The organism is Paenibacillus sp. QJM3NY_38 (genome assembly GCF_056173265.1).
On record NZ_CM149665.1, the window covers coordinates 1,853,195 to 1,874,992 of the forward strand.

The window sequence follows — 21,798 nt, forward strand, 5'->3', positions numbered from 1 at the left end:
CTAACAGGTATAAGACAGCAGGAAAAAGGCAGGAAAAAGGCAGGAAAAGGAAGGTGAGTCCCTGTGCTGTATTCCAAATATGAATGGAGAATACACTCGGCAGAGTCATCGATCACCGATAGGCTGGCCCAGGATCTGTCGTTGCCACCGATGGTGGCTTCGCTCATGGCGTCACGAGGGATACATTCAGCCGAGGATGGACGGAGATTTCTATATGGAACGTTTGAGCTGACGCATGACCCTTATCTCATGCAAGGGATGCGGGAGGCTGTACCGCGTATTCGTAAAGCGCTGGAGGATCGGGAGCATATTCTAATCTACGGCGATTATGATGCAGACGGTGTTTCCAGCACGTCATTGATGATTCATCTGATGCGTTACTTGGGTGCATCTTATGATATTTATATACCTCACCGATCCAATGAAGGTTATGGCTTACATAATCACGCGCTGGATTGGGCCCATCAGCAAGGGGTCAGTCTGGTCATTACCGTCGATACTGGGATTAGCGCAGTCGAACAGATTGCGTATGCCAACAGCCTTGGGATCGACGTAATTGTCACGGACCATCATGAGCCGCCTGAGGTGCTGCCAGAAGCTTATGCGCTGATCAACCCGAAAATCCCTACATGTCCCTATCCCTTTAAGGGACTGGCGGGCGTAGGCGTGGCTTACAAGCTGGCACAGGCTCTCGTTGGAGACCCGCCGGAGGAATGGCTTCAGATTGTTTCTATCGGAACCATTGCTGACTTGATGCCGCTCACGGGGGAGAATCGGGTGCTTGTGAAGCACGGGATCGAATCGATGCGGAATACGAAGTATGAAGGCATTCGATGCCTGCTTGAGGTATCAGGGATCCATGTGGAGCAGGTGACAGCCGTTAATGTGGCATTCTCGATGGCACCACGGATTAATGCCAGTGGCCGTCTGGATCATGCAGGCCGTGCCGTTACGCTGCTTACAACAGAACACCGGGAAGAAGCGGAGCGGCTTGCCTGGGAATTGGATGGGCTGAACAAGGATCGGCAGCAAGTGGTTGAAAACATCGTCCAGGAAGCGCTGGGCATGGTTCAAAACCGCTGGAGAGGACAGGAGGTTCCTCCTGTAATCGTGTTGGCGGGTGAAGGCTGGAACGTGGGCGTAGTTGGCATTGTGGCCTCCAAAATACTGGAGCGATTCTACAGGCCCGTTGTTATTCTCGGGATTGATCCCGAGACGGGGAACTGCAAAGGTTCCGCCCGATCGATTCCAGGATTCGATATTTATGCGGCTCTGCATTCCTGCAAAGACGTCATGGACCACTTTGGGGGTCATCCATCCGCAGCGGGCATGAGCCTCCATCGGGACCGTTTGGAGGAATTTGAACAGGGACTTCTTCGATATGCGGAAGAAGCGCTCGAAGAAGAGCATCTGATTGCAATCTGTGAAGCGGACCTGGAGGCTAGCTTGTCGGAGGTATCGGTGCCTGTTATTGAACAAATTGAACAGTTAGGCCCGTTTGGCATGGCCAATGCTGTGCCGAAGATTGTCTTTCGGGATGTTGTCATCAAGGATGTCCGCAAAATCGGCAAAGAGGGGAAACATCTGAAGCTTCGTTTGCAGCAAAAGCGGGAGGTTATCGATGCAATCTCATTCGGCTGGGGACATCTAGCCGATATTTTGCCGGTGGGATCGGTTGTGGATGTGCTTGGCGAGCTTTCCGTGAATGAATGGAACGGGAGCCGTAAAGTACAGCTCATGATTCAGGATATCTGCGCCCCTTATCAACAGGTGTTTGACTACCGCGGGATCAAGGAGCCGATACAGGAAATTCAGAGGTGGAGAGCGGAGCTGGAGCCGCATCTGCGCTGCACGGCAGTCCGTTCGGCAGTGGTGTACGCAAAAGATTCACATCCGGAAATAAAAAGTCAATTGTATGATATGTGCCTTTGGGTATATGATAGGAATGCTGGCATCATGCCGGATAATGATATTGCTGAGAACAGTCAAGAAGATATTTCCGTTTTGTTCGTACTGGATGTACCGGAGACGGCTGAACAATTGGATGCATTCATGTCAGCCTTCCATTCCGTTCCTAATATATTCATGCTGCATCCGACCCGGAACCTGCGCGAACGACTGCAAATTCCGGACCGCGAACAGTTTAAAAAGCTGTACGTTTCACTTGCCGGAATGACGTCCGCTCCCGTGTCGGAGAATGAGGTTGTAGCACGTCTGCAGAAGCAGACGTCCTTGTCCGAACGCATGCTGCTCAAAGTACTGGATGTGTTTGAGGAATTGGCGTTCATCCAGCGTGATGAGGGACAGATTACCTTTATACCGAAGCCGGAGAAAAAGCCGCTGGATGCTTCCCGTCACTTCCGTGAACTAAGCGATTTGGCAGATATGGAGCAGCATCTGCTGCATGCCGGTACGGAACAATTAACCCAATGGATGATGTCCCGCACAAAAGGCGTATCTTAACCGCAACTATACAGGAGGAGATTATTTTGGATTTTAAAGATTATATTCGTGTCATTCCCGATTTTCCGCAGGCGGGGATCAGCTTCAAAGATATTACTACACTGCTGAAGAATGGTGAGGTGTATCGCAAAGCCATCGAAGAATTGAAGGTCTTGGTATCCGACCTCAAAATTGATGTGATAGCTGGTCCCGAAGCCCGTGGATTTGTTGTAGGTGCTCCGCTGGCTTATGCTCTTGGGGTAGGATTCGCGCCCATTCGCAAAAGCGGAAAGCTTCCCTACGAAACGATCGAAGTGGGATATGACCTCGAATATGGTAAAGATCGCTTGGCGATGCATACCGATGCAATCGAGAAGGGACAAAATGTATTGATTGCGGATGATCTTCTTGCAACAGGCGGTACGATTGCCACTTCGGTTAACCTCATTCGTCAATTGGGCGGAAACGTTGTTGGAGCAGCATTCATGATCGAGCTGGCTGATCTCAATGGCCGTTCGAAGCTGGATGGAATCGATGTATTTACATTAATGCAATACGAGTAATCGACAACATTCTCCCTGATTTTCCCGGGAAATAATAAAATGCCCTGAGCAGTCAGCTTAGGGCATTTTTCTATTTTGCAATCGAGTTGTCGTTTCAATCCGGCGTTTTTTCTACGAGCGGCTCATCATTTTTTTCATTGGAGAGGCCGGTAATCTCGAAGACTTTGAAGAGGAGGGCCATGAGAACACCTACGATAGTAGCCAGGGCCATACCTTTTAGCTCGATGTTAGCGATCTTCAATGTCACGCCGCTAATTCCTGTTACCAGAACTAGCGTAGCCAGGATCATGTTGCTTGCTTTGGAGAAATCGACCCTTTGCTCAACAAAGATCCGAAGACCGGAAGCTGCGATAACCCCGAACAGCAACAGAGATACGCCGCCCATTACAGGTGTAGGAATGTTGGCTACAACGGCGGAGAACGTTCCAGAGAAGGAGAGCAGAATCGCAATAACGGCTGCTCCGGCAATTACGAATATCGAGTATACCTTTGTGAGTGCCATGACCCCGATATTTTCACCATAGGTGGTATTGGGTGTGGAACCTACGAATCCTGACAGGATGGTGGATATACCGTTACCGAGAAGGGAACGGTGCAGGCCAGGGTCTTTGGAAAGGTCTCTGCCCACGATATTACTTGTTACCAGCAAATGCCCGATGTGCTCAACGATCACAACGATTGCCACCGGAATGATGGACCAGATCGCTCCGTTATCGAATACCGGGGTTGTCAGCTCAGGAGCAGACAGGAACTTTGCGTTCGCGATTTTCTCGGTGTCTACCACGCCTAGCGCGAAGGAGAGAGCGTAACCGACAACAATTCCGATCAGGATGTGAATGATTTTGGCGAAGCCGCGGAACAGGATGGATCCGAGTACGGTGACACCAAGTGTCACTAGTGAAATCGTAATGATTTTAGGATCAAGGGATTGTCCCTCTTCTGGTAAGAAGCCGGCCATACCTGCGGCAACCGGTACAAGCTCAAGCCCGATCATGGCAATAATGGCACCCATTACCGCTGGCGGGAATACAAAGTCGATCCATTTGGTTCCTGCATATTTAACGATAAGAGCTACCAGGCAGAAGATAATCCCTGTTACGATAAAGGCGCCCAGTGCCTTGCTATAGTTGGCTTCCGGATCGTCGGCGAGCACGAGCAGAACCGGCGAGATAAAGGCAAAGCTTGAGCCGAGGTAGGCCGGGATCTTCCCTTTACATAAAAAAATGTAGAGCAGTGTGCCGATGCCGTTCATCAGCAGGATCATGCCGGGATCCACGCCGAATAGGTTCGGTACAAGCACCGTACTTCCGAACATGGCGAACAAATGCTGCAGGCTCAGAAGAAAGCCTGGGCCAAACGGAAGTTTCTCATCTACTTGAATTTCTCGTTGCAAACCATTTCACTCCTCTTAGGACTTTAAATATAGGACCGTTCGCGTACGATCTTTAATAGATTAAATACAATCGTTCGTTTTTTCAACATTAATTTTTACAGTTCGTCAAAATATTCATTTCATGTCAAGTTTTGATGTCTCCGAGCCGGAAACGGGCATACTATAAGTGTCTGAACGCTCGACATGTTGACGTATAACGTCACAAGCGTCATAATGATAGGAAAACAATCACGAGGGAACCTGCACGTTTTGACAAGGGCGGGTTCCATTTTATATAGAAAGGGAAGAGAAGGACTCCAAAATGGGCATAGAGCGATTACTCGAAAAGGCCAGCGCCTATATAAAAGAACCCGATCTTCTCCGCATCCAGGAAGCTTATGAATTTGCGGAGCAAGCCCACCACGGACAAGTGCGGAAATCGGGAGAACCTTATATTCTTCATCCGCTTGCGGTTGCAGACATCGTGGTGAATATGCAGATGGACACGTTGTCTATTATTGCTGCGTTGCTTCATGATGTCGTTGAGGATACAACTGTATCGCTCGAGCAGATCCGTGAGCGCTTCGGGGATACCTGCGCACTGCTGGTGGATGGTTTAACGAAACTGGAACGTATCCAATTCCGATCCAAAGAAGAACAGCAGAACGAAAATTATCGTAAAATGTTTATCGCGATGGCCCGGGACATCCGGGTGATCGTGATCAAGCTGGCGGATCGGCTTCACAATATGCGCACGCTTAAGTATCAGTCCGAGGAAAGCCAGCGCCGTATTTCCTATGAAACGCTAGAGATCTTTTGTCCGATCGCTCATCGTCTAGGTATTTCCGCGATCAAGTGGGAGATGGAGGATATCGCGCTTCGTTACTTGAATCCGCAGCAGTATTACCGCATTGCGAATTTGATGCACAAGAAGCGGGCTGAACGTGAGCAGTATATCGACAATGTCATAGTCTGTATCCGTGAGAAGCTCGACGAGATGGGCATACAAGCCGACTTATCGGGCAGGCCGAAGCATATCTACAGCGTGTTTAAGAAAATGACGGTGAAGAACAAGCAATTCAACGAAATTTATGATCTTCTTGCAATCCGCATTATTGTGGACAATATCAAGGATTGTTATGCTACGCTTGGCATCATCCACACCTTGTGGAAGCCGATGCCTGGCCGTTTCAAAGATTATATCGCCATGCCAAAAACGAATATGTATCAATCTCTTCATACGACGGTGGTCGGACCGAATGGGGAACCGACAGAGGTTCAGATCCGGACCTGGGAGATGCATCGTACGGCAGAGTACGGTATCGCGGCTCACTGGTCCTATAAAGAAGGTTCCGCAGGCAACGGAGGCAGCTTCGATAACAAGATGACGTTCTTCCGTGAAATATTGGAGCTGCAGCATGAGACGAAGGATGCCTCGGAATTTGTAGAATCTCTGAAGATGGACTTTTTCTCCGATTTGGTTTTTGTGTTTACGCCAAAAGGCGAGGTGATCGAGCTGCCTTCAGGCTCCGTCCCTCTCGATTTTGCCTACCGAATTCATACTGAAGTAGGAAATCGAACGATTGGTGCCAAGGTCAATGGCAGAATCGTTCCGCTGGATCATCAACTCAAGACCGGCGATATCGTGGAAATTTTAACATCGAAACATTCGTACGGTCCGAGCCAGGACTGGTTGAAGATTGCCCAATCCTCCCATGCCCGCAGTAAGATCAAGCAGTGGTTCAAGAAAGAGAAGCGGGAAGAGAATGTGGAGAAGGGGCGCGATATGCTGGAGCGCGAAATCAAGCGCCTCGGTCTTGAGGTGTCCGAATGGACGACCGATGATAAATTAATGGAGGCGGCCAAGAAATTCGCCTTTAATGATATCGAGGATATGTTATCGGCGGTTGGCTTTGGCGGGATCACGGCCGCTCAAATCTGTACCAAAGTGACCGAGAAGCTCCGTAAGGAGCAGGAGGAAGCGAATCAGCTTGAATTGACCTCCGAGATGAAGGAAATCAAGCCGGCGGAGAAACGAAGCCGTCCGACTAACGGCGTGCGCGTGAAGGGGATTGATAATCTGCTGGTGCGCTTCGCGAGATGCTGCAATCCCGTACCCGGCGATGATATTGTCGGTTACGTTACCCGCGGACGCGGCGTATCGGTCCATCGTTCGGATTGTGCCAATCTGCCGTCCATGGGTGAAGGCGAGGATGCCGCTCGCGTCATCGAGGTGGAATGGGAAACGGCGGTTGAGGCTAACTACAGCGTCGATATCGAAGTGACGGGCCATGATCGCAACGGACTGTTAAATGAAGTTCTTCAGGCCGTTTCAGAGAGCAAAACGAATATTTCCGCTGTGACCGGTCGATCTGACAAGAACAAAATGGCAATGATTCACATGACGATTTTGATCCGCAATACGGATCATCTCCATTCCGTTGTGGAGCGAATCAAGCGGGTGAAGGATGTATATACCGTTCATCGAATCATGCAGTGACGCAAGTGATGGCACGGTAGCGTGGTTAACGGACTCCGGGGTTTCATGGACATGTACAGTCTCGGATGATTATACGAATGCGGTCTGTTATCCTGCGGGAGACAGGCCGTTTTATTTTAAGTGTGAGGATCTGCTGCCAGATATCGCAAGAAAAACTACCGATAAACGCGGCCTGTCTTCTTAGAGAGCATATCGATAGACATTTTTCTTAAGATATCAGAGTATAAACTTCGGAGGATCTGTCTGCCTGATATCGCAAGAAAAACTACCGATAAACGCGGTCTGTCTTCTTAGAGAGTACATCGATAGACATTTTTCTTATGGAAAAGAAGGAGCTAAACACAATGAGAGTGGTTATTCAAAGATGTAAGCATGCGCAAGTCACGGTTGACAATGAAATCGTTGGCCAAATTGAAGCGGGATTGATGGTGCTGGTCGGTGTGACGCACGAGGATGAAGAGAAGGATGCCAAATACCTTGCCGAGAAGGTTGCGGGACTGCGCATTTTTGAGGACGAGGATGGAAAAATGAATTTTAGCGTCCAGGACGTGGGCGGAGCTATTCTGTCGGTATCCCAGTTTACACTTTATGGTGACACCCGTAAGGGAAAACGTCCGAATTTCATGGCCGCCGCCAAACCGGATGAAGCGAATGCATTGTATGAAGCGTTTAACCGCGAGCTCATAGCGAAGGGGTTGCAGGTTGAGACCGGGGTGTTCGGAGCCATGATGGACGTGTCGCTAACGAATTGGGGACCGGTAACCCTGATCATTGACAGCAGATCATAAACGGTTAAAAAAGACGGGCAGCATGCATCATATTGGAGAGATGGGGCATCCTGAGTGAACAAATGCTTGTGAGGCATTCACACAAAAAAGGAGCCGTGTTCGCTATGCGCCAACCTCCCAAATTTTCGATATGGAGCAGTTTGCCCACGATGGTCGGGTCCGGAGACATTAGGGAAGCAGCGAGCACAGAGCGCATGGTTGCAGCTTCGGAAGATCCTGTACAACTCATCAGCATAAAGGGACATATGCGGAAGCAGCTGCCGAGATCGTAGGACCAAATAAGATCGTGTGTCACTGCTGGTGACTTCATGAAAGAGCCTGAGAATATTCTCAGGCTCTTTTCATAAGCTGTGAGTCCCACAGACCCCCTATCATGACCATGTACCTGAATGGTGCAGATCGCGGGGCTTTCGTCCATTCCGCTGTTATAAAAAGGACATTCCAGGGTAATAACAAATCGAGGACATTCATGAAAGGAGACATGCCAGATGAGCAAAGTTGCATTTCTACTAGCTGACCAATTCGAAGATTCCGAGATGAAAACTCCTTATGATGCCGTGAAGGAAGCGGGGCATCAAGCTGATATTATTGGGTTGAAGCAAGGACAAGAGGTTATGGGTAAACAAGGCAAGGCATCGTATACAACGGATAAAGCCATTGCCGACGTCAATATAAACGATTATGATGCGGTGGTTATTCCAGGCGGCTCTTCCCCGGAAAATTTGCGTCTGGATTCCCATATATTGCAGTTTGTTGCAGCGGCGGACAAGGCAGGCAAACCGATTGCCTCGATATGCCACGGGCCGCAAATTCTGGCAAGTGCCGACCTGCTGAAGGGACGCACGATCACTTCCTATCCTCCGCTTCAGGATGATATGGTAAATGCCGGCGCTAACTTTAAGGATGAGGAAGTCGTCGTGGATCGCAACTTCATTACGTCCCGGACGCCGAAAGATGAGCCGGCCTTTGTGCGTGAGCTCTTAAAGGCACTGTAAGAAAGAAAGGGCTGCATGCTGTATTTATGGTTGTCCATGTTATACCGGTCTTTCAAACACTTGGGTTGAAAAAAGGAGGAATGGACATGTCTAGACAAATTCAAGCTTATTTCAGAACGGAAGACGACGCTGAAGGCGCAAGGACGAGGCTGTTAACGTACAACACGGAGCATCTGGAGGTGGGACAGCTTCAGGATTCGGTTCGAGGCGGAGGCAACATCCTCGTACCGCTGGTGCCGTGGGGTAATTCCGGCACGGGTGGAGCGACTGCAGGAGCTACAACGATGGGAGCGCCCGGCGGAGTGGTCGGGGCTCCCGGGGTCATCGTGGGCTCCCGTGACGCCAATGACAGCCGCGATATAGCACAAGATCGACCGCACGACGATGACACACTGGGCGATGCGTGGCGCGAAGCGGACGTGACGGACCGGGACTATGATGATCTGAGATATACGCTGTCCGTTAAGGTAAGGGACGAGGATTACGATCAGATCGTACATGATTTGCGGGCGAATAACGCTTATGTGGAGCGATTTGACTAATTAGCGAAGAAGCTAGCAGCGTTATTTCCCTTTTAGGAGATGGAAGATCATCATGCTCGGGGAGCTGTCCCTGGGAACGCAATAGGGCTGTTCCGCTGATGGAGCAGCCTTTTTGCGGCTATAACAATAAAAGCGCTTTCTTGCTTGTAACATAACTGTAACGTTTGTTCAATGTTTCTTTAATATTCCCTGTTTATAATAACAGCATGACCCCCTTTTTTATATAATATATGTTTTGGACCTACAACGTGGTTTGTAGGTTTTTTTCTTTTTTCGGGGAATTTCAACAAAGTTTCTTGACTTTAGTGTAGTAGTTCATTAGAATCTAAAAATATAATGTTTTGGGTATACTATATTTATTAATAACAGATTTCATGACGGGAACAAGTACTCCATCCCCACAAGACCAGAGAAGAATCCCTTGGCTGTAAGGATTCGCTTGATGAGTGGACGAATGACCTCCCCGAGAACAGACGGCGAAGCAAGCACCGGTTAACCGGTGGGATAGACAGTAGCCGAACTGCGCGGCCGGGCGTTATACGGAATAAGCGGATGATTGAACGCACTGATTAAAGGTGTGTCAATGCCGGAATGTGGGTGGTACCACGGGTGATTATATAACGATCTCTCGTCCCTGTTGTCTTAGGACAGCGGGGCGGGAGATTTTTTAGTTTTCACGGCTTGTTGCGAAATGACTCCCCAGGAGTTTTTCCATAGTTAGTTCTAAGTTAATTTCAAGAAATGAACCAGATCAAGGCCATGGACATGTTCCAAGGGTGAAGATGTCATAGGACGTGGAGGGATGAAGATGGCAAACGAGAAATTCGAGAAACCGACAGGCACGCAGGACATCCTGCCAGGTGCCGTCGAGAAATGGCAGTTTATCGAGGAGAAGGCACGCGATTTGTGCCGGAGATACAACTACCGCGAAATTCGCACACCGATCTTTGAGCAGACCGAGTTGTTCGAACGCGGGGTGGGCGAAACCACCGACATCGTAGAGAAGGAAATGTATACGTTCAAGGATAAAGGGGATCGCAGCATGACCCTACGTCCGGAAGGAACGGCAGGCGTCGTGCGGGCATATGTGCAAAACAAGCTGTATGGAGAGCCTGACGTCACGAAACTGTACTACATGGGTCCCATGTTCCGCTACGAGCGACCACAGGCGGGACGTTACCGTCAGTTCCATCAGTTCGGCGTCGAGGTGTTCGGCACGGCAGATCCGGCTATCGATGCCGAGGTGATTGCGCTGGGATACAGTTTCTATAAGGAGCTTGGGCTGAACGGGGTAAAAGCAGAGATTAACTCTGTAGGGACGCCTGAGGTACGGGCGGCTTACCGCAGTGCGCTGCTTGCTTTCCTGGAACCGATGAAAGAGAACTTATGCTCGGATTGCCAGTCTCGCATGGAACGCAACCCGCTGCGCGTGTTGGACTGCAAGAAGGACCAAGGGAAGTTCGATGGGGCGCCTTCGATTCTGGACAGCCTGGATGAGGAATGCAGCACGCACTTTGAGAAAGTGAAAGGGTACCTGGATGCGATGGGCATCGAGTATGAAATCAATCCAAGACTGGTTCGGGGATTGGACTATTATACGCATACCGCATTTGAATTCAAGGCCCAGGGCATCGGCGCGATTGATACGGTAGGCGGCGGAGGGCGGTTCAACGGACTGGTCGATCAGATCGGCGGACCGGATCAGCCTGGCATCGGGTTCGGGATTGGTCTTGAGCGAATCCAATTGATTCTGGAACACCAAGGGGTTAATCTGTCTGCAGCCAAGCCGCTGGATGTCTATCTGGTGGCGCTGGGTGAAGCCGCTGAGCAGGAAGTGGCCAAATTGATCTACGAACTGCGAAGCAAGGGCGTAGCTGCCGAACGTGATTACCTTGGCCGGAAAATGAAAGCCCAGATGAAGTCCGCCGACCGTTTGCAAGCTCGTTATACCGCCATTTTGGGTGAAGATGAACTGGCGCGCGGAGAGATTGCACTGAAGTCGATGGAGACCGGCGAGCAGCGTACGGTTAGATTGGACGCTCTGGTTCAAGAATTGGTTTAATCGTCGCATGAAGCGACTTAATTATAGTAAAGGGGAATGATAAACGATGAAAAGGACGCATCAATGCGGTCATCTGACAACCGCGAACATTGGAGAAACTGTAACACTGAACGGCTGGGTACAAACCCGCCGCGACTTGGGCGGCGTGCTGTTCATTGATCTTCGCGATCGGAGCGGCATCATGCAAATCGTATTTAACCCGGATTTCTCAGGCGAAGCTTTGGCTGTTGCCGATAAGGTCCGCAGCGAATTCGTGGTGGCCGTATCCGGTAAAGTCGTAAAGCGTGATCCAGAAACGTTCAACCCGAATTTGCCTACTGGCGAAATCGAAGTTCAAGTGACAAGCATTGAAGTGCTGAATGCAGCCAAAACGCCTCCGTTCTTTATCGAAGACGGCGTGGAAGTGGATGAGCAGCTTCGTTTGAAGTATCGCTATCTGGACCTTCGTCGTCCAGAGATGCAAAAAACGCTGATGCTGCGCTCCAAAGCGTCGAAAGTATTCCGCGACTTCCTCGATGACGAGGGCTTCGTGGACGTGGAGACGCCAATTCTGACCAAGAGCTCCCCGGAAGGCGCACGCGACTATCTCGTACCGAGCCGCGTACACGCAGGTGAATTCTTTGCGCTTCCGCAATCTCCACAAATTTATAAGCAGCTCCTTATGGTGAGCGGGCTTGAACGTTACTACCAAATTGCACGCTGCTTCCGTGACGAAGACTTGCGGGCTGACCGTCAGCCCGAATTTACCCAGGTCGACATCGAGACGTCCTTCATGGAGCGCGACGACCTGCTGAACATGATGGAGCAGCTGATGGTGAAGCTGTTCAAGGAAACCATCGGCGTTGAGCTTGCAACACCATTCCAGCGTATCAGTTATGCTGATGCGATGGGTAAATACGGCTCCGACAAGCCGGATCTCCGCTTCGGTATGGAATTGATCGAAATGAACGATATCGTTGCAAATAGCGGCGTCAAAGTATTCTCTTCCGTCATTGAAAAAGGCGGCGAAGTGAAGTGTTTGAACGCTAAAGGCTGCGGGACTTGGACACGTAAGGAAATTGATGATCTGGGGCCATATGCAGCCCGTTACGGAGCGAAGGGTCTTGCTTGGATTCAAGTGAAAGAAGGCGAGTTCAAGGGGCCGATCGTGAAATTCTTCAGCGAGCAGGAAATTGAAGCGGTAAGGGAACGCACAGGAGCCGAAGACGGCGACTTGCTGCTGTTCTCCGCAGACAATAAAAAAGTGGTTGCCGACGTGCTTGGCGCGCTCCGCTTGAAAATCGGACGTCAGCTTGGCCTGATCAACGACAACGAGTACAAGTTTGCTTGGGTGCTGGACTTCCCGCTGTTCAGCTATGATGAAGAGGCGAAGCGTTATGTGGCCGAGCATCATCCGTTCACCCGTCCAAAAGACGAAGATCTGGAATTGATGGATACGGATCCGCTTGCCGTGCGCGCGGAAGCTTACGACATCGTGCTGAATGGATATGAAGTAGGCGGCGGTTCCATGCGGATATTCAAACGCGAGATCCAAGAGAAAATGTTTGCGGCTCTTGGTATGTCGCCGGAAGTGGCTCACGACAAATTCGGTTATCTTATGGACGCCTTTGAATACGGTACTCCTCCACACGGCGGAATCGCCTTCGGGTTGGACCGTTTGGTGATGCTGCTTGCCGGACGCACGAACCTGCGTGAAACGATTGCGTTCCCGAAAACGGCAAGCGCAACGGATCTGTTGATGGACGCTCCTTCCCAGGTGGACGGAGGACAGCTGGAGCAGCTGCATATCAAACTCGCCAAGAAGCCGGGCGACGAGAAATAAGTCCGTTGTTCTTGATAAAGGAGGTTGCTTGAATTATGCTGCACCAATTTTCCCGTACGGAATTAGCCATTGGTCCTGAGGGCCTTGAAGTGATGAAGAACAGCACGGTAGCCGTGCTGGGTATCGGCGGCGTGGGGGGCATTGCGGTGGAAGCCCTCGCCCGTTCCGGGGTAGGCCGTATCATTCTGATCGACAAAGACGTGGTGGATATCACCAACATCAATCGGCAGATCCATGCCTTAACGACCACGGTAGGTCAGAAGAAAGCAGACCTGATGGTTGAACGTGTCAAACTGATCAATCCGGAATGTGAAGCGATCGCCCTGAACATGTTCTACACCGAAGAGACGTATGAAGAGTTGTTTAAATTCGATCTGGATTATGTGATTGATGCGTCGGATACGATTATTTATAAAGTACATCTGATCAAGGAATGCCTGCGGCGCGGTATTCCGATCATCTCCAGCATGGGGGCAGCCAACAAAATGGACCCCACGAAGTTCCAGGTAGCTGACATCTCCAAAACGTCCATGGATCCGATTGCCCGTATTGTACGCACCAAGCTGCGCAAAGACGGCATCAAGAAAGGGGTCAAGGTTGTTTTCTCACTAGAGGAGCCGATGAAGCCCCGCCAGGACGTTACGGAGAAGATTGTACCCGAGAATGCTCCTGAAATCCGGAAAGCGAAGCAGCCTCCGGCAAGCAATGCATTCGTTCCGCCTGTGGCCGGACTGATTATGGTGAGCGTAACGGTGAAAGAACTGCTCGAAAAAGGCGGCATCTCGTTATAACGAGGCGTCCGGACAAAATTAAACTCGGCTCGAGAAAATGATAGATAAACGGAAGGCAGGGAGTAAGAACAGCCTTTCGGCAAAGTTGAGTTTGGTTAACCAAACGCAGCGTCCAGCCAAAGGACGCTGCGTTTTTTTCTGCCGTGGACGAAAGCGATCAGGACAACAAACCCAAACAATAAAATTCCTATGACAGAGCATTGCTAGTATATCCGGGCCAGTTGTGCTACAATGAAACTCCTTTTTGTGTCACGGCCTTTAAAGCCAGACTTCGATGCGAAAAAAAATATGTTTCTTAGGAGGTAACTGAAAGTGTCAGAATCTTTTCAAAGTGCCTATCAAGAAGAAGAGTCAAGGCTAAACGAGGTTATCGTTGAAATTGACCGTCAGCTTGAACGTTTGCGCGGGATTCCGGTATACACGGGTCATGATTTTACGGAGCAGGTGCTCGAAGCGGGGCGGGAAGAGAAACGGCAGGCCCTCGCCAAAAGTTTGCCGGAGCCTTACTTCGGGAGGCTGGATTTTCAGGAGAGCGGAACGGGAGCGAAGAAACCGCTCTACATCGGGAAGATCGGCTTCGATAAGGAAGATGCCGGGGATCACCCGATGGTGATTGATTGGCGAGCTCCGGTCGCGAGTCTTTTTTATTCGTTTACCGGCGGTACCGACCCGGCTTCGTTCGAAGCACCCGAAGGAATCATCGAGGGGCTAGTGTATTTAAAACGCAACGTCGTGATCCGAAAGCAAATTTTGGAACGGGTATCGGATACGTACAATCGAGAAAGCGGCGGACCTGCGGTATCCGATGAGTTTTTGGTTTACCGTCTCGGGGAGAACAAGGATAACCGGCTGCGGGATATCGTATCCACGATTCAGGCCGAGCAGGACAAAATCATCCGGGCTGCCAAAAATACCGCACTTATCATCCAAGGGGTGGCGGGAAGCGGAAAAACGACGGTGGCGCTGCATCGGCTGGCCTATTTGCTCTATCAGTACAAGGAGCAGGTAACCGCGGAGAAAATGATCATATTCGCACCCAACCTGATGTTTCTGGACTACATATCTGACGTGCTGCCTGAGCTCGGAGTCGGCGATATACAGCAGCGCACGTTTGGCGATTGGGCAGCGGAGCTGCTCGATATTCAGCTCGCTTCGGATGATCATGTACAGACGCTTCATCAATGGTTCGAGACAGAGCCAGGTCAGGGTACCCCGGATATTGACGATAATGTCAGCGGGCGCTACAAAGGCTCATTGAGACTGATGGAGATCATCCGGCGCTGCGTGGAATCCATCGAAGCGGAGGCTCTTCCGGACGGGGACTTCTCTCCATGGGATGGGGCTGTACTGAAACAGGAGACGATCGCGGAATGGTTCTACCAGGAATATAAACCGTATCCGCTGGCCAAACGGAAGGAACGGCTGCTGGCCAGGCTGCACCGCTGGGTCGAGATGGAGCTGAAGAAATCGCCATCAGCGGCCGTGATGAAAGAACGGAAGAAAAAAGCGGCTCAACGAGAAAAGGCTTATGGGAACCGATGGCCGAAATTTGAGCCGGTCTCATTATATAAACAATTGTTTGGGGCGGTTAAGGCAACCGGATCGTGGTTTGAAGAGCTATCCGCTCTGATTCCGTCCGAGGTGCTCGCCGCAACGCGTAAAGATCTGAAGAAGAATGTGGTCCGCGAAGAGGATTTGCCTGCCTTGCTGTATTTCCACTGTTTATTGAATGATATTACCGGAGAGCAGCGTTTTGACCATATCGTTATTGATGAGGCACAGGATTTCTCGCCATTTCAGGTGGCTGTGCTGGACCTGTTCGTCAGAGGACATTCCTTCACCATATTAGGTGATTTGTCGCAGGGCATTCATGCCTATCGCGGCGTTCATGCGTGGGAAGAGATGAGCTCCCTGTTTAAGGAAGAGGAAACAGCCTATTTTGCCTTGACGCGCAGTTATCGCTCCACGATGGAGATCATCGAATTTGCGAACGGCATTTTGGAGAAGGGTGTCAGCAGTGATCTGCTTGCCGTTCCGGTATTCCGGAGCGGCGATACCGTTCGCCTGATTCCTTATGATTCGGCGAAATCCAGAACGAGAGATTTGGAACGGGCGATGGAGGCACTCATCGCTAAGGAATATCGGACGGTCGCTATACTCACTCGAACCTTGCGAGAAGCGCAAGAGCTGCATGAGCAATTCATTACTGCATGGCCGATGCTGAATCTGATCGATGGCAGCAAAGGAACGTATCAGGGCGGTTATTCCGTGCTTCCTGTTTATTTGTCCAAGGGGCTTGAGTTCGATGCGGTTGTGGTGGCGGATGCAGATCGGGCGCATTACGCGGAAAAAGCTTGGGATGCCAAGCTGATGTATGTGGGATGTACGCGGGCGCTGCATGAGCTGTGGCTGCTGCATGGTGAGCAGCTGCCAACTTATATCAGGACGGAGACCTCAGAAATTACTGCCAGCGGCTGGCCCGTGGAGTAAGTTGAAATTGTGTTACTAACGTTGTAATGTTCAGTGTGAAGTGGAAAAATGGGAAAATGTCCCGTGGGGTGGCACATGTCTGCATGTGCTTTCTCTGCGGGACTTTTTGTTCTGCTTTTTGCTTAACCAAGCATTTGGTAGGAAGAGCCCAGATTCTCGATATACCGGATCAAGGTCCAAACGATGAGGATGGAAAGTGCAGCTGCCAAGATGATGAAGAGGGTCATTTTTCGCATAGGTTTTCGTTTCAATTCAAAAACCTCCCTTCGAGCTTTCATGGTCTAATGAGACTTCGTCTTCCTCACTGCGGATACCCTGTTTAATTTCCTATAATATGTAACGCTCCGGAAAGATTAAAAGTTCGTTATCATGTTAAGGGGCAGCGATTTTCGCTGGATTTCCGAATCACTAGAGTGGATGTCATAGGGTTTCTACAGGCATGGCGAAATTGAATATGGTATGATAGAGTGTGACGGATTTGATTGAAACCGGCTTATCTTTACATTGATATCAGACAAGGAAGTGTAGCAATGGATTTATTCAGTATCGGGCGTGAAGGGGACCGGGATTCCCGGCTGCTGGCCGATCGGATGCGCCCTTCGTCGCTGGATGAATATATAGGACAAGAACATATTATTGGTCCGGGCAAACTGCTCAGACGGGCCATAGAGGCAGACCAAGTCTCTTCCATTTTATTGTACGGCCCGCCGGGATGCGGCAAAACAACGCTTGCGCATATTATCTCACAGCAAACGAAGGGGTACTTCGTTCGGCTGAATGCCGTGGAGGCCTCGGTTAAGGACGTCAGGGAGGTCATTGAGCAAGCCCAGAGCAACCGCAGTCTGTACGGCACCAAAACGATCCTGTTTCTGGATGAGGTCCACCGCTTTAACAGCTCAAGACAGGACGCGCTGCTGCCTGCCGTGGAGAACGGCACGATTATATTTATCGGCGCGACGACAGAGAACCCCTTTCATTATGTAAATGGGGCCTTGATGAGCCGTTCAACCTTGTTCCAGCTTGAGCCGCTGAATAAGAACCATTCCTTGATCGCGATGCAGCGCGCGCTATCCGATCCGGATAAAGGTCTTGGATTCATGAAGCTTCAGGCAGATGAGGAAGCATTGGATCATATTGCAACGATGGCGAACGGCGACATCCGGCGTGCATTGAATGCGCTTGAGCTCGCTGCGATGACGACCCCGCCTGATGCAGGCGGCACGGTCCATATTACGCTGGATGTGGCCGAGGAATCGATACGCAAGCCGCTCGTCAAGGCGGACGAGTCCACGCAGTATGACGTGCTGTCCGCCTTTCATAAAAGCATTCGGGGTTCCAGCGATGCGGCATTGTTCTGGTTCCTGTATGCGGTCGAAAAGCTGGGGATGGACCCGATGGTGTTCATCCGCCGCTTGATTGCTGCCAGCAGCGAGGATATCGGGCTGGCTAATCCGCAAGCGATGGTGCAGGCGGTAAGCGCACTGGACGCCTACCGGAATAACGGCTGGCCGGAAGCCAAGCTTAATATCGCCCAGGCTATCCTGTTTGCGGTGGAAAGTCCAAAATCCGATGGCGTTGTGACCGCCATATCACGGGCGATGTCCGCCATGGATGAAGTAAAATCGGCGGAGGTCCCGCTTCATCTGCGTGATGCGCATTATTCGGGGGCGGTGAAGCTGGGGCATGTCGGCTATAAGTACCCGCATGATTATCCGGGCCATTACGTGAAGCAGGAATATTTGCCGAAGGAGCTCTCCCGCAGGGTGTTCTATCAGGCGACGGAGCAGGGGAACGAAGCCAAGATCGCTCACAACCAGCGATTACGACGCGAAGAATAGGGCCTTACTGCGATAATGGGATCTACGGCTGCTAGTTTAGTTAAATGGAGGTAACGAAAGATGAAAACAGGGAAACAACGGTTTGTCATCCTGCTGCTGTCCGTCGGTCTTATGCTGAGCGGCTGTTCGGGGAAAAGCGCCCAGGAGCAGGTCGAAAGTGGACAGGCAACCGAGGCAGCGCATGAGCATGGACATCAGACGCAGCTGTCCAACGGGGATATCCAGGAGGCGACGGCTTCGATTGATGAGCTGCCTGCCTTTTTGAAGAGCCAGACCAGCGAGCTCCAAACGATCTATGCCTTGTCCGCGCAGGTCAGTGATGTCCTGAAATACATCCCTTGTTATTGCGGCTGTGGGGACAGCGCCGGTCATGAGAGCAACCTGAACTGTTTTATTGATGAGATCCAGGAGGACGGCACCGTGGTGTGGGATGATCATGGCACCCGCTGCGGGGTATGCCTGGACATTGCCGTGGAATCTGCCAAAATGAGCAGCGAGGGCAAAAGTCTGACGGATATTCGGACCGCAATCGACGAGAAATACAGCACAGGTTATGCTAAGCCGACACCAACCCCGATGCTGCCTGCCGAAAGTTAATTCTACTGTGGTTAAACAAGAAGGTACCCGATGTGATCAGTGGATCACTCGAGTGCCTTTTTTCTGTTGGGATTCATGTCCTTTAAGGACGTTATCAGGAATCGCTCATACGCTTCATAGGATCAGCAGACGTGATCTACCTCACAGCATTAAACTATATATGGATGTAAATTGATTAAACGAAACTATATATAGTGTGTGAATGATCTGAGAAGAAGGAGTTGATCGTTTCATGAAAGTCATGAAGAGAGACGGATGCCTGGTGAATTTTGAGATAAGCCGGATTGTGAAGGCAGTGGATAAAGCTTTTATAGCTGTTGAGGGTGTGTCCCGCAAGGAGGCTTCCCTGCAGCTTGGCGAGGAGGTTGCCCGCGCCACCGCGGGGATGGAGCAGGTGAGTGTGGAGGAAATTCAAGATATCGTTGTTGAACAATTGGAAAGCACAGGTTATGCTGAGGCAGCGGCAGCCTACCAACATTACAGGGAAGCCCGTGATCTGGAGCGGATGCGGCGGGGAGAGCTCTACAAGATCAGCAGGGATGTGATTGGGGTAACGAATCTGGATCTGCTGCGGGAGAATGCGAATCTCAACGGGGAATCCTTCAGTGGAAAAATGAGTCGGATCGGCTCCGAGTATGCCAAATGGATGGCAAGCAAATTTATCTTGCCCGGAGAGCTCATGAGAGCGGTCAGGGATGGTTATGTGTACGTGCACGACCTGGACCAGTATGCACTCGGTACGACGAACTGTATTTTCATCCCGTTTGACCGTCTTTTGGCCAAGGGATTCAATACCGGTAACGGATCGGTCAGGCCGCCGCAGAGCATCATGACCGCGATGGCGCTGGTGGCCATCATATTTCAATCTCAGCAGAACAGTCAATTCGGCGGCGTGTCCGGAAATAAAATCGATTGGGATCTGGCCCCGTATGTCGGCAAATCGTTTCGCCGGCATTTTCGGAAAGGGCTTGCCTACTTCGGAGAGGTGGAGCAGGGCGAGCATAGACGCAATGTACAAGTTCTTCCCGATAACGAATTATACATAGACAACGAGCAGTTGAAGGACATGTTCCCGCGAATATATCACTACGCATATAACGAAACGGTGAATGAAGTAAAGCAGGCTGCGGAATCCCTGATTCACAATCTGAACACGATGAGCAGCCGTGCCGGCGGACAGATCCCTTTCACATCATTGAACTATGGAATGTGCACGTCAACGGAAGGAAGGCTGGTGTCCCACGCTCTGCTGGATGCCACGATGAGAGGGCTCGGCGGGGGAGAGACGCCGATATTTCCGCAGCATATTTTCCAGTGCAAGCAAGGGGTTAACCAGGCGGAAGGGGAGCCCAATTACGATCTGTTCCTGAAAGCCGTTGAGTGCTCAAGCCGCAGGCTCTACCCGAACTTTGTCAACGTGGATGCGTCGTTTAATCTGGTCTACTATAAGCCGGACGAGCCAGACACGATTATTGCCACCATGGGCTGCAGGACACGGACGATTTCAGACCGGTTCGGGCGAAACCGCCTAAGCGGAAAAGGCAACTTGTCCTTCAATACGATCAATCTGGTTCGTCTCGGCATCGAGCATGGCATCGTCGAAGGCAAGCGGGATATGCCCGACCTGAGCCTCTTCTACGAGCAGCTGGATCAGTATATGACGATTGCGGTAGAGGGTTTGATTCACCGCTACGAGCTGCAGGCGGACCAACCGGCCAAAGCGTCCGATTTTATGATGCGGGAAGGCGTGTGGGAAGGCGGCGAAGACCTGGCCCCGGAGGACAAGGTACGCGAACTGATTAAGCACGGCACTCTGGCACTTGGATTCATTGGGCTTGCAGAATGCCTGAAGGCGTTGACCGGACTGCATCACGGAGAGGATGAGAACAGCCGCAGGCTGGGAATCGAAATCATCCGACATATGCGTCAATTCTGCGATGCGGCCAGTGAAAAATACGATCTGAACATTACGTTGTTTGCCACGCCGGCAGAAGGGCTGTCCGGAAAATTCACGAAGCTGGACCGGCAAACCTTCGGTGTGATCGAGGGTGTGACAGACCGTGAGTACTATACGAACTCGTTTCATGTTCCGGTGTACTATCCGATGGCCGCGTACCGCAAAATCCGTTCCGAAGCTCCTTTCCATGAGCTGTGTAATGCAGGAGCGATTTCATATGTGGAGCTCGACGGCAATGCCCGGCAGAATACGGCTGCTTTTCGGGACATCGTGCAGTTTGCCCTGATGCAGAACATTGGATATTTCTCCGTAAACCATCCTGTCGACCGTTGTCCGGCATGCAACTACGAAGGGATCATCGGAAGCTCTTGCCCAGGATGCGGCGCTACAGAAGACAATGGGAACTTCCAGCGGCTGCGGAGGGTGACGGGATACCTAACGGGCAATTATACGGAGCGCTTCAATTCGGCCAAGCAGGCTGAGGTCAGGGATCGGGTGAAGCATCTGTGAATGTGTGCGGATATATCCCCGAGAGCATTAATGAAGGCCCAGGACTTCGGGCAGTTCTATTCGTGAGCGGCTGCCGTCATGGCTGCGCCGGATGCTTTAATACGGATTCCTGGGACTTTGAAGCGGGGGAGCCGTTTACAGAAGAATTGTCCGCGTCCATACTGCAGGATATCGTCGACAACCCTTTGCTGGATGGCGTGACCTTATGCGGTGGGGACCCGTTCTTCTCGCCGGAGGAATGCGCGGCGTTTGTAAGCAAGCTCAGGACCCTCTGTCCCGGGAAAAGCATATGGGCCTACACGGGCTTCACCTTTGAGGCGCTGATGAGACAGCCGAAGCTGCGCGAATTGGCAAAACAGTGCGACGTTATCGTGGATGGCAAATTCCAGTTGGAGTTAAGGGATGTCTCGCTTCCCTTCCGGGGCAGCTCGAATCAGCGTTTCATTGACGTATCCCCCAGCCTGGAACGCGGAGAAACGGTAGAATATGTTCTTCGCTAACACGTAAAAAAGAGCACACACTTTACGGA

At 51.0% G+C, this 21,798-nt stretch carries 17 protein-coding genes; 15 read left to right on the forward strand and 2 right to left on the reverse strand.

Going from position 1 to position 21,798, the window contains the following annotated elements:
- Positions 1–63: 63 nt before the first annotated feature.
- Together recJ and AC0VZ8_RS08160 are read left to right on the forward strand one after the other, a co-directional pair.
- Positions 64–2,463, forward strand: a complete 2,400-nt coding sequence (recJ, locus tag AC0VZ8_RS08155; RefSeq protein ID WP_475486585.1) for a single-stranded-DNA-specific exonuclease RecJ — start codon at positions 64–66, stop codon at positions 2,461–2,463.
- Positions 2,464–2,489: 26 nt separating this feature from the next.
- Positions 2,490–3,005, forward strand: coding sequence for an adenine phosphoribosyltransferase (locus tag AC0VZ8_RS08160; protein WP_071222758.1), 516 nt, complete (start codon positions 2,490–2,492; stop codon positions 3,003–3,005).
- 94 nt (positions 3,006–3,099) lie between these two features.
- On the opposite strand, the gene uraA is transcribed toward AC0VZ8_RS08160, so the two are convergent.
- Entirely contained in the window at positions 3,100–4,398 is a 1,299-nt protein-coding gene (gene uraA, locus AC0VZ8_RS08165) for a uracil permease (RefSeq protein WP_475486586.1), read from the reverse strand.
- 301 nt (positions 4,399–4,699) lie between these two features.
- On the opposite strand from uraA, the gene AC0VZ8_RS08170 reads away from it, so the two are divergent.
- From AC0VZ8_RS08170 to AC0VZ8_RS08210, 9 genes are all read left to right on the forward strand, one after another.
- Positions 4,700–6,877 (forward strand): RelA/SpoT family protein, encoded by a 2,178-nt coding sequence (locus AC0VZ8_RS08170; protein WP_071222760.1) that lies wholly within the window; start codon positions 4,700–4,702, stop codon positions 6,875–6,877.
- A 344-nt stretch (positions 6,878–7,221) separates the two neighbouring features.
- Positions 7,222–7,665 (forward strand): D-aminoacyl-tRNA deacylase, encoded by a 444-nt coding sequence (dtd, locus tag AC0VZ8_RS08175; RefSeq protein WP_194541504.1) that lies wholly within the window; start codon positions 7,222–7,224, stop codon positions 7,663–7,665.
- A gap of 104 nt (positions 7,666–7,769) precedes the next feature.
- Entirely contained in the window at positions 7,770–7,937 is a 168-nt protein-coding gene (locus AC0VZ8_RS08180; RefSeq protein WP_194541505.1) for a hypothetical protein, read from the forward strand.
- Between the two features lie 216 nt (positions 7,938–8,153).
- Positions 8,154–8,660: a type 1 glutamine amidotransferase domain-containing protein gene (locus AC0VZ8_RS08185; protein WP_475486587.1), complete on the forward strand. Its 507-nt coding sequence runs from the start codon at positions 8,154–8,156 to the stop codon at positions 8,658–8,660.
- 86 nt (positions 8,661–8,746) lie between these two features.
- Positions 8,747–9,202 carry a hypothetical protein gene (locus AC0VZ8_RS08190; protein ID WP_475486588.1) on the forward strand — a complete coding sequence of 152 codons (456 nt, stop codon included), beginning with the start codon at positions 8,747–8,749 and terminating at the stop codon, positions 9,200–9,202.
- Positions 9,203–10,010: 808 nt separating this feature from the next.
- Entirely contained in the window at positions 10,011–11,264 is a 1,254-nt protein-coding gene (hisS, locus tag AC0VZ8_RS08195) for a histidine--tRNA ligase (protein ID WP_475486589.1), read from the forward strand.
- 46 nt (positions 11,265–11,310) lie between these two features.
- Positions 11,311–13,086 (forward strand): aspartate--tRNA ligase, encoded by a 1,776-nt coding sequence (gene aspS / locus AC0VZ8_RS08200; RefSeq protein WP_475486590.1) that lies wholly within the window; start codon positions 11,311–11,313, stop codon positions 13,084–13,086.
- Between the two features lie 35 nt (positions 13,087–13,121).
- Positions 13,122–13,877 carry a tRNA threonylcarbamoyladenosine dehydratase gene (locus tag AC0VZ8_RS08205; RefSeq protein ID WP_475486591.1) on the forward strand — a complete coding sequence of 252 codons (756 nt, stop codon included), beginning with the start codon at positions 13,122–13,124 and terminating at the stop codon, positions 13,875–13,877.
- Between the two features lie 312 nt (positions 13,878–14,189).
- Positions 14,190–16,367 (forward strand): HelD family protein, encoded by a 2,178-nt coding sequence (locus AC0VZ8_RS08210; protein ID WP_260064422.1) that lies wholly within the window; start codon positions 14,190–14,192, stop codon positions 16,365–16,367.
- A gap of 122 nt (positions 16,368–16,489) precedes the next feature.
- Here the strand turns inward: AC0VZ8_RS08210 and AC0VZ8_RS08215 are convergent, their stop codons facing one another.
- Positions 16,490–16,618: a hypothetical protein gene (locus tag AC0VZ8_RS08215; RefSeq protein WP_259445409.1), complete on the reverse strand. Its 129-nt coding sequence runs from the start codon at positions 16,616–16,618 to the stop codon at positions 16,490–16,492.
- A gap of 279 nt (positions 16,619–16,897) precedes the next feature.
- On the opposite strand from AC0VZ8_RS08215, the gene AC0VZ8_RS08220 reads away from it, so the two are divergent.
- The 4 genes from AC0VZ8_RS08220 (at position 16,898) to nrdG (ending at position 21,769) form a co-directional block, all read left to right on the forward strand.
- Positions 16,898–18,205, forward strand: coding sequence for a replication-associated recombination protein A (locus AC0VZ8_RS08220; RefSeq protein WP_260064421.1), 1,308 nt, complete (start codon positions 16,898–16,900; stop codon positions 18,203–18,205).
- A 60-nt stretch (positions 18,206–18,265) separates the two neighbouring features.
- The gene (locus tag AC0VZ8_RS08225; RefSeq protein WP_475486592.1) at positions 18,266–18,802 is read left to right on the forward strand and encodes a PCYCGC motif-containing (lipo)protein; all 537 of its coding nucleotides are present in this window, start codon (positions 18,266–18,268) and stop codon (positions 18,800–18,802) included.
- Between the two features lie 232 nt (positions 18,803–19,034).
- On the forward strand, positions 19,035–21,269 hold the full coding sequence (locus AC0VZ8_RS08230) for an anaerobic ribonucleoside triphosphate reductase (RefSeq protein WP_475486593.1): 2,235 nt from the start codon (positions 19,035–19,037) through the stop codon (positions 21,267–21,269).
- Entirely contained in the window at positions 21,266–21,769 is a 504-nt protein-coding gene (gene nrdG, locus AC0VZ8_RS08235) for an anaerobic ribonucleoside-triphosphate reductase activating protein (RefSeq protein ID WP_475486594.1), read from the forward strand. Before AC0VZ8_RS08230 ends, nrdG begins: the two co-directional genes overlap by 4 nt.
- The last annotated feature ends 29 nt before the right edge of the window (positions 21,770–21,798 follow it).

Coding starts and splice junctions, on each gene's coding strand:
- AC0VZ8_RS08170 (WP_071222760.1), top strand. CDS start 4,700: ATGGGCATAGAGCGATTACTCGAAAAGGCCAGCGCCTATATAAAAGAA.
- dtd (WP_194541504.1), top strand. CDS start 7,222: ATGAGAGTGGTTATTCAAAGATGTAAGCATGCGCAAGTCACGGTTGAC.
- AC0VZ8_RS08180 (WP_194541505.1), top strand. CDS start 7,770: ATGCGCCAACCTCCCAAATTTTCGATATGGAGCAGTTTGCCCACGATG.
- AC0VZ8_RS08185 (WP_475486587.1), top strand. CDS start 8,154: ATGAGCAAAGTTGCATTTCTACTAGCTGACCAATTCGAAGATTCCGAG.
- AC0VZ8_RS08190 (WP_475486588.1), top strand. CDS start 8,747: ATGTCTAGACAAATTCAAGCTTATTTCAGAACGGAAGACGACGCTGAA.
- hisS (WP_475486589.1), top strand. CDS start 10,011: ATGGCAAACGAGAAATTCGAGAAACCGACAGGCACGCAGGACATCCTG.
- aspS (WP_475486590.1), top strand. CDS start 11,311: ATGAAAAGGACGCATCAATGCGGTCATCTGACAACCGCGAACATTGGA.
- AC0VZ8_RS08205 (WP_475486591.1), top strand. CDS start 13,122: ATGCTGCACCAATTTTCCCGTACGGAATTAGCCATTGGTCCTGAGGGC.
- AC0VZ8_RS08220 (WP_260064421.1), top strand. CDS start 16,898: ATGGATTTATTCAGTATCGGGCGTGAAGGGGACCGGGATTCCCGGCTG.
- AC0VZ8_RS08225 (WP_475486592.1), top strand. CDS start 18,266: ATGAAAACAGGGAAACAACGGTTTGTCATCCTGCTGCTGTCCGTCGGT.
- AC0VZ8_RS08230 (WP_475486593.1), top strand. CDS start 19,035: ATGAAAGTCATGAAGAGAGACGGATGCCTGGTGAATTTTGAGATAAGC.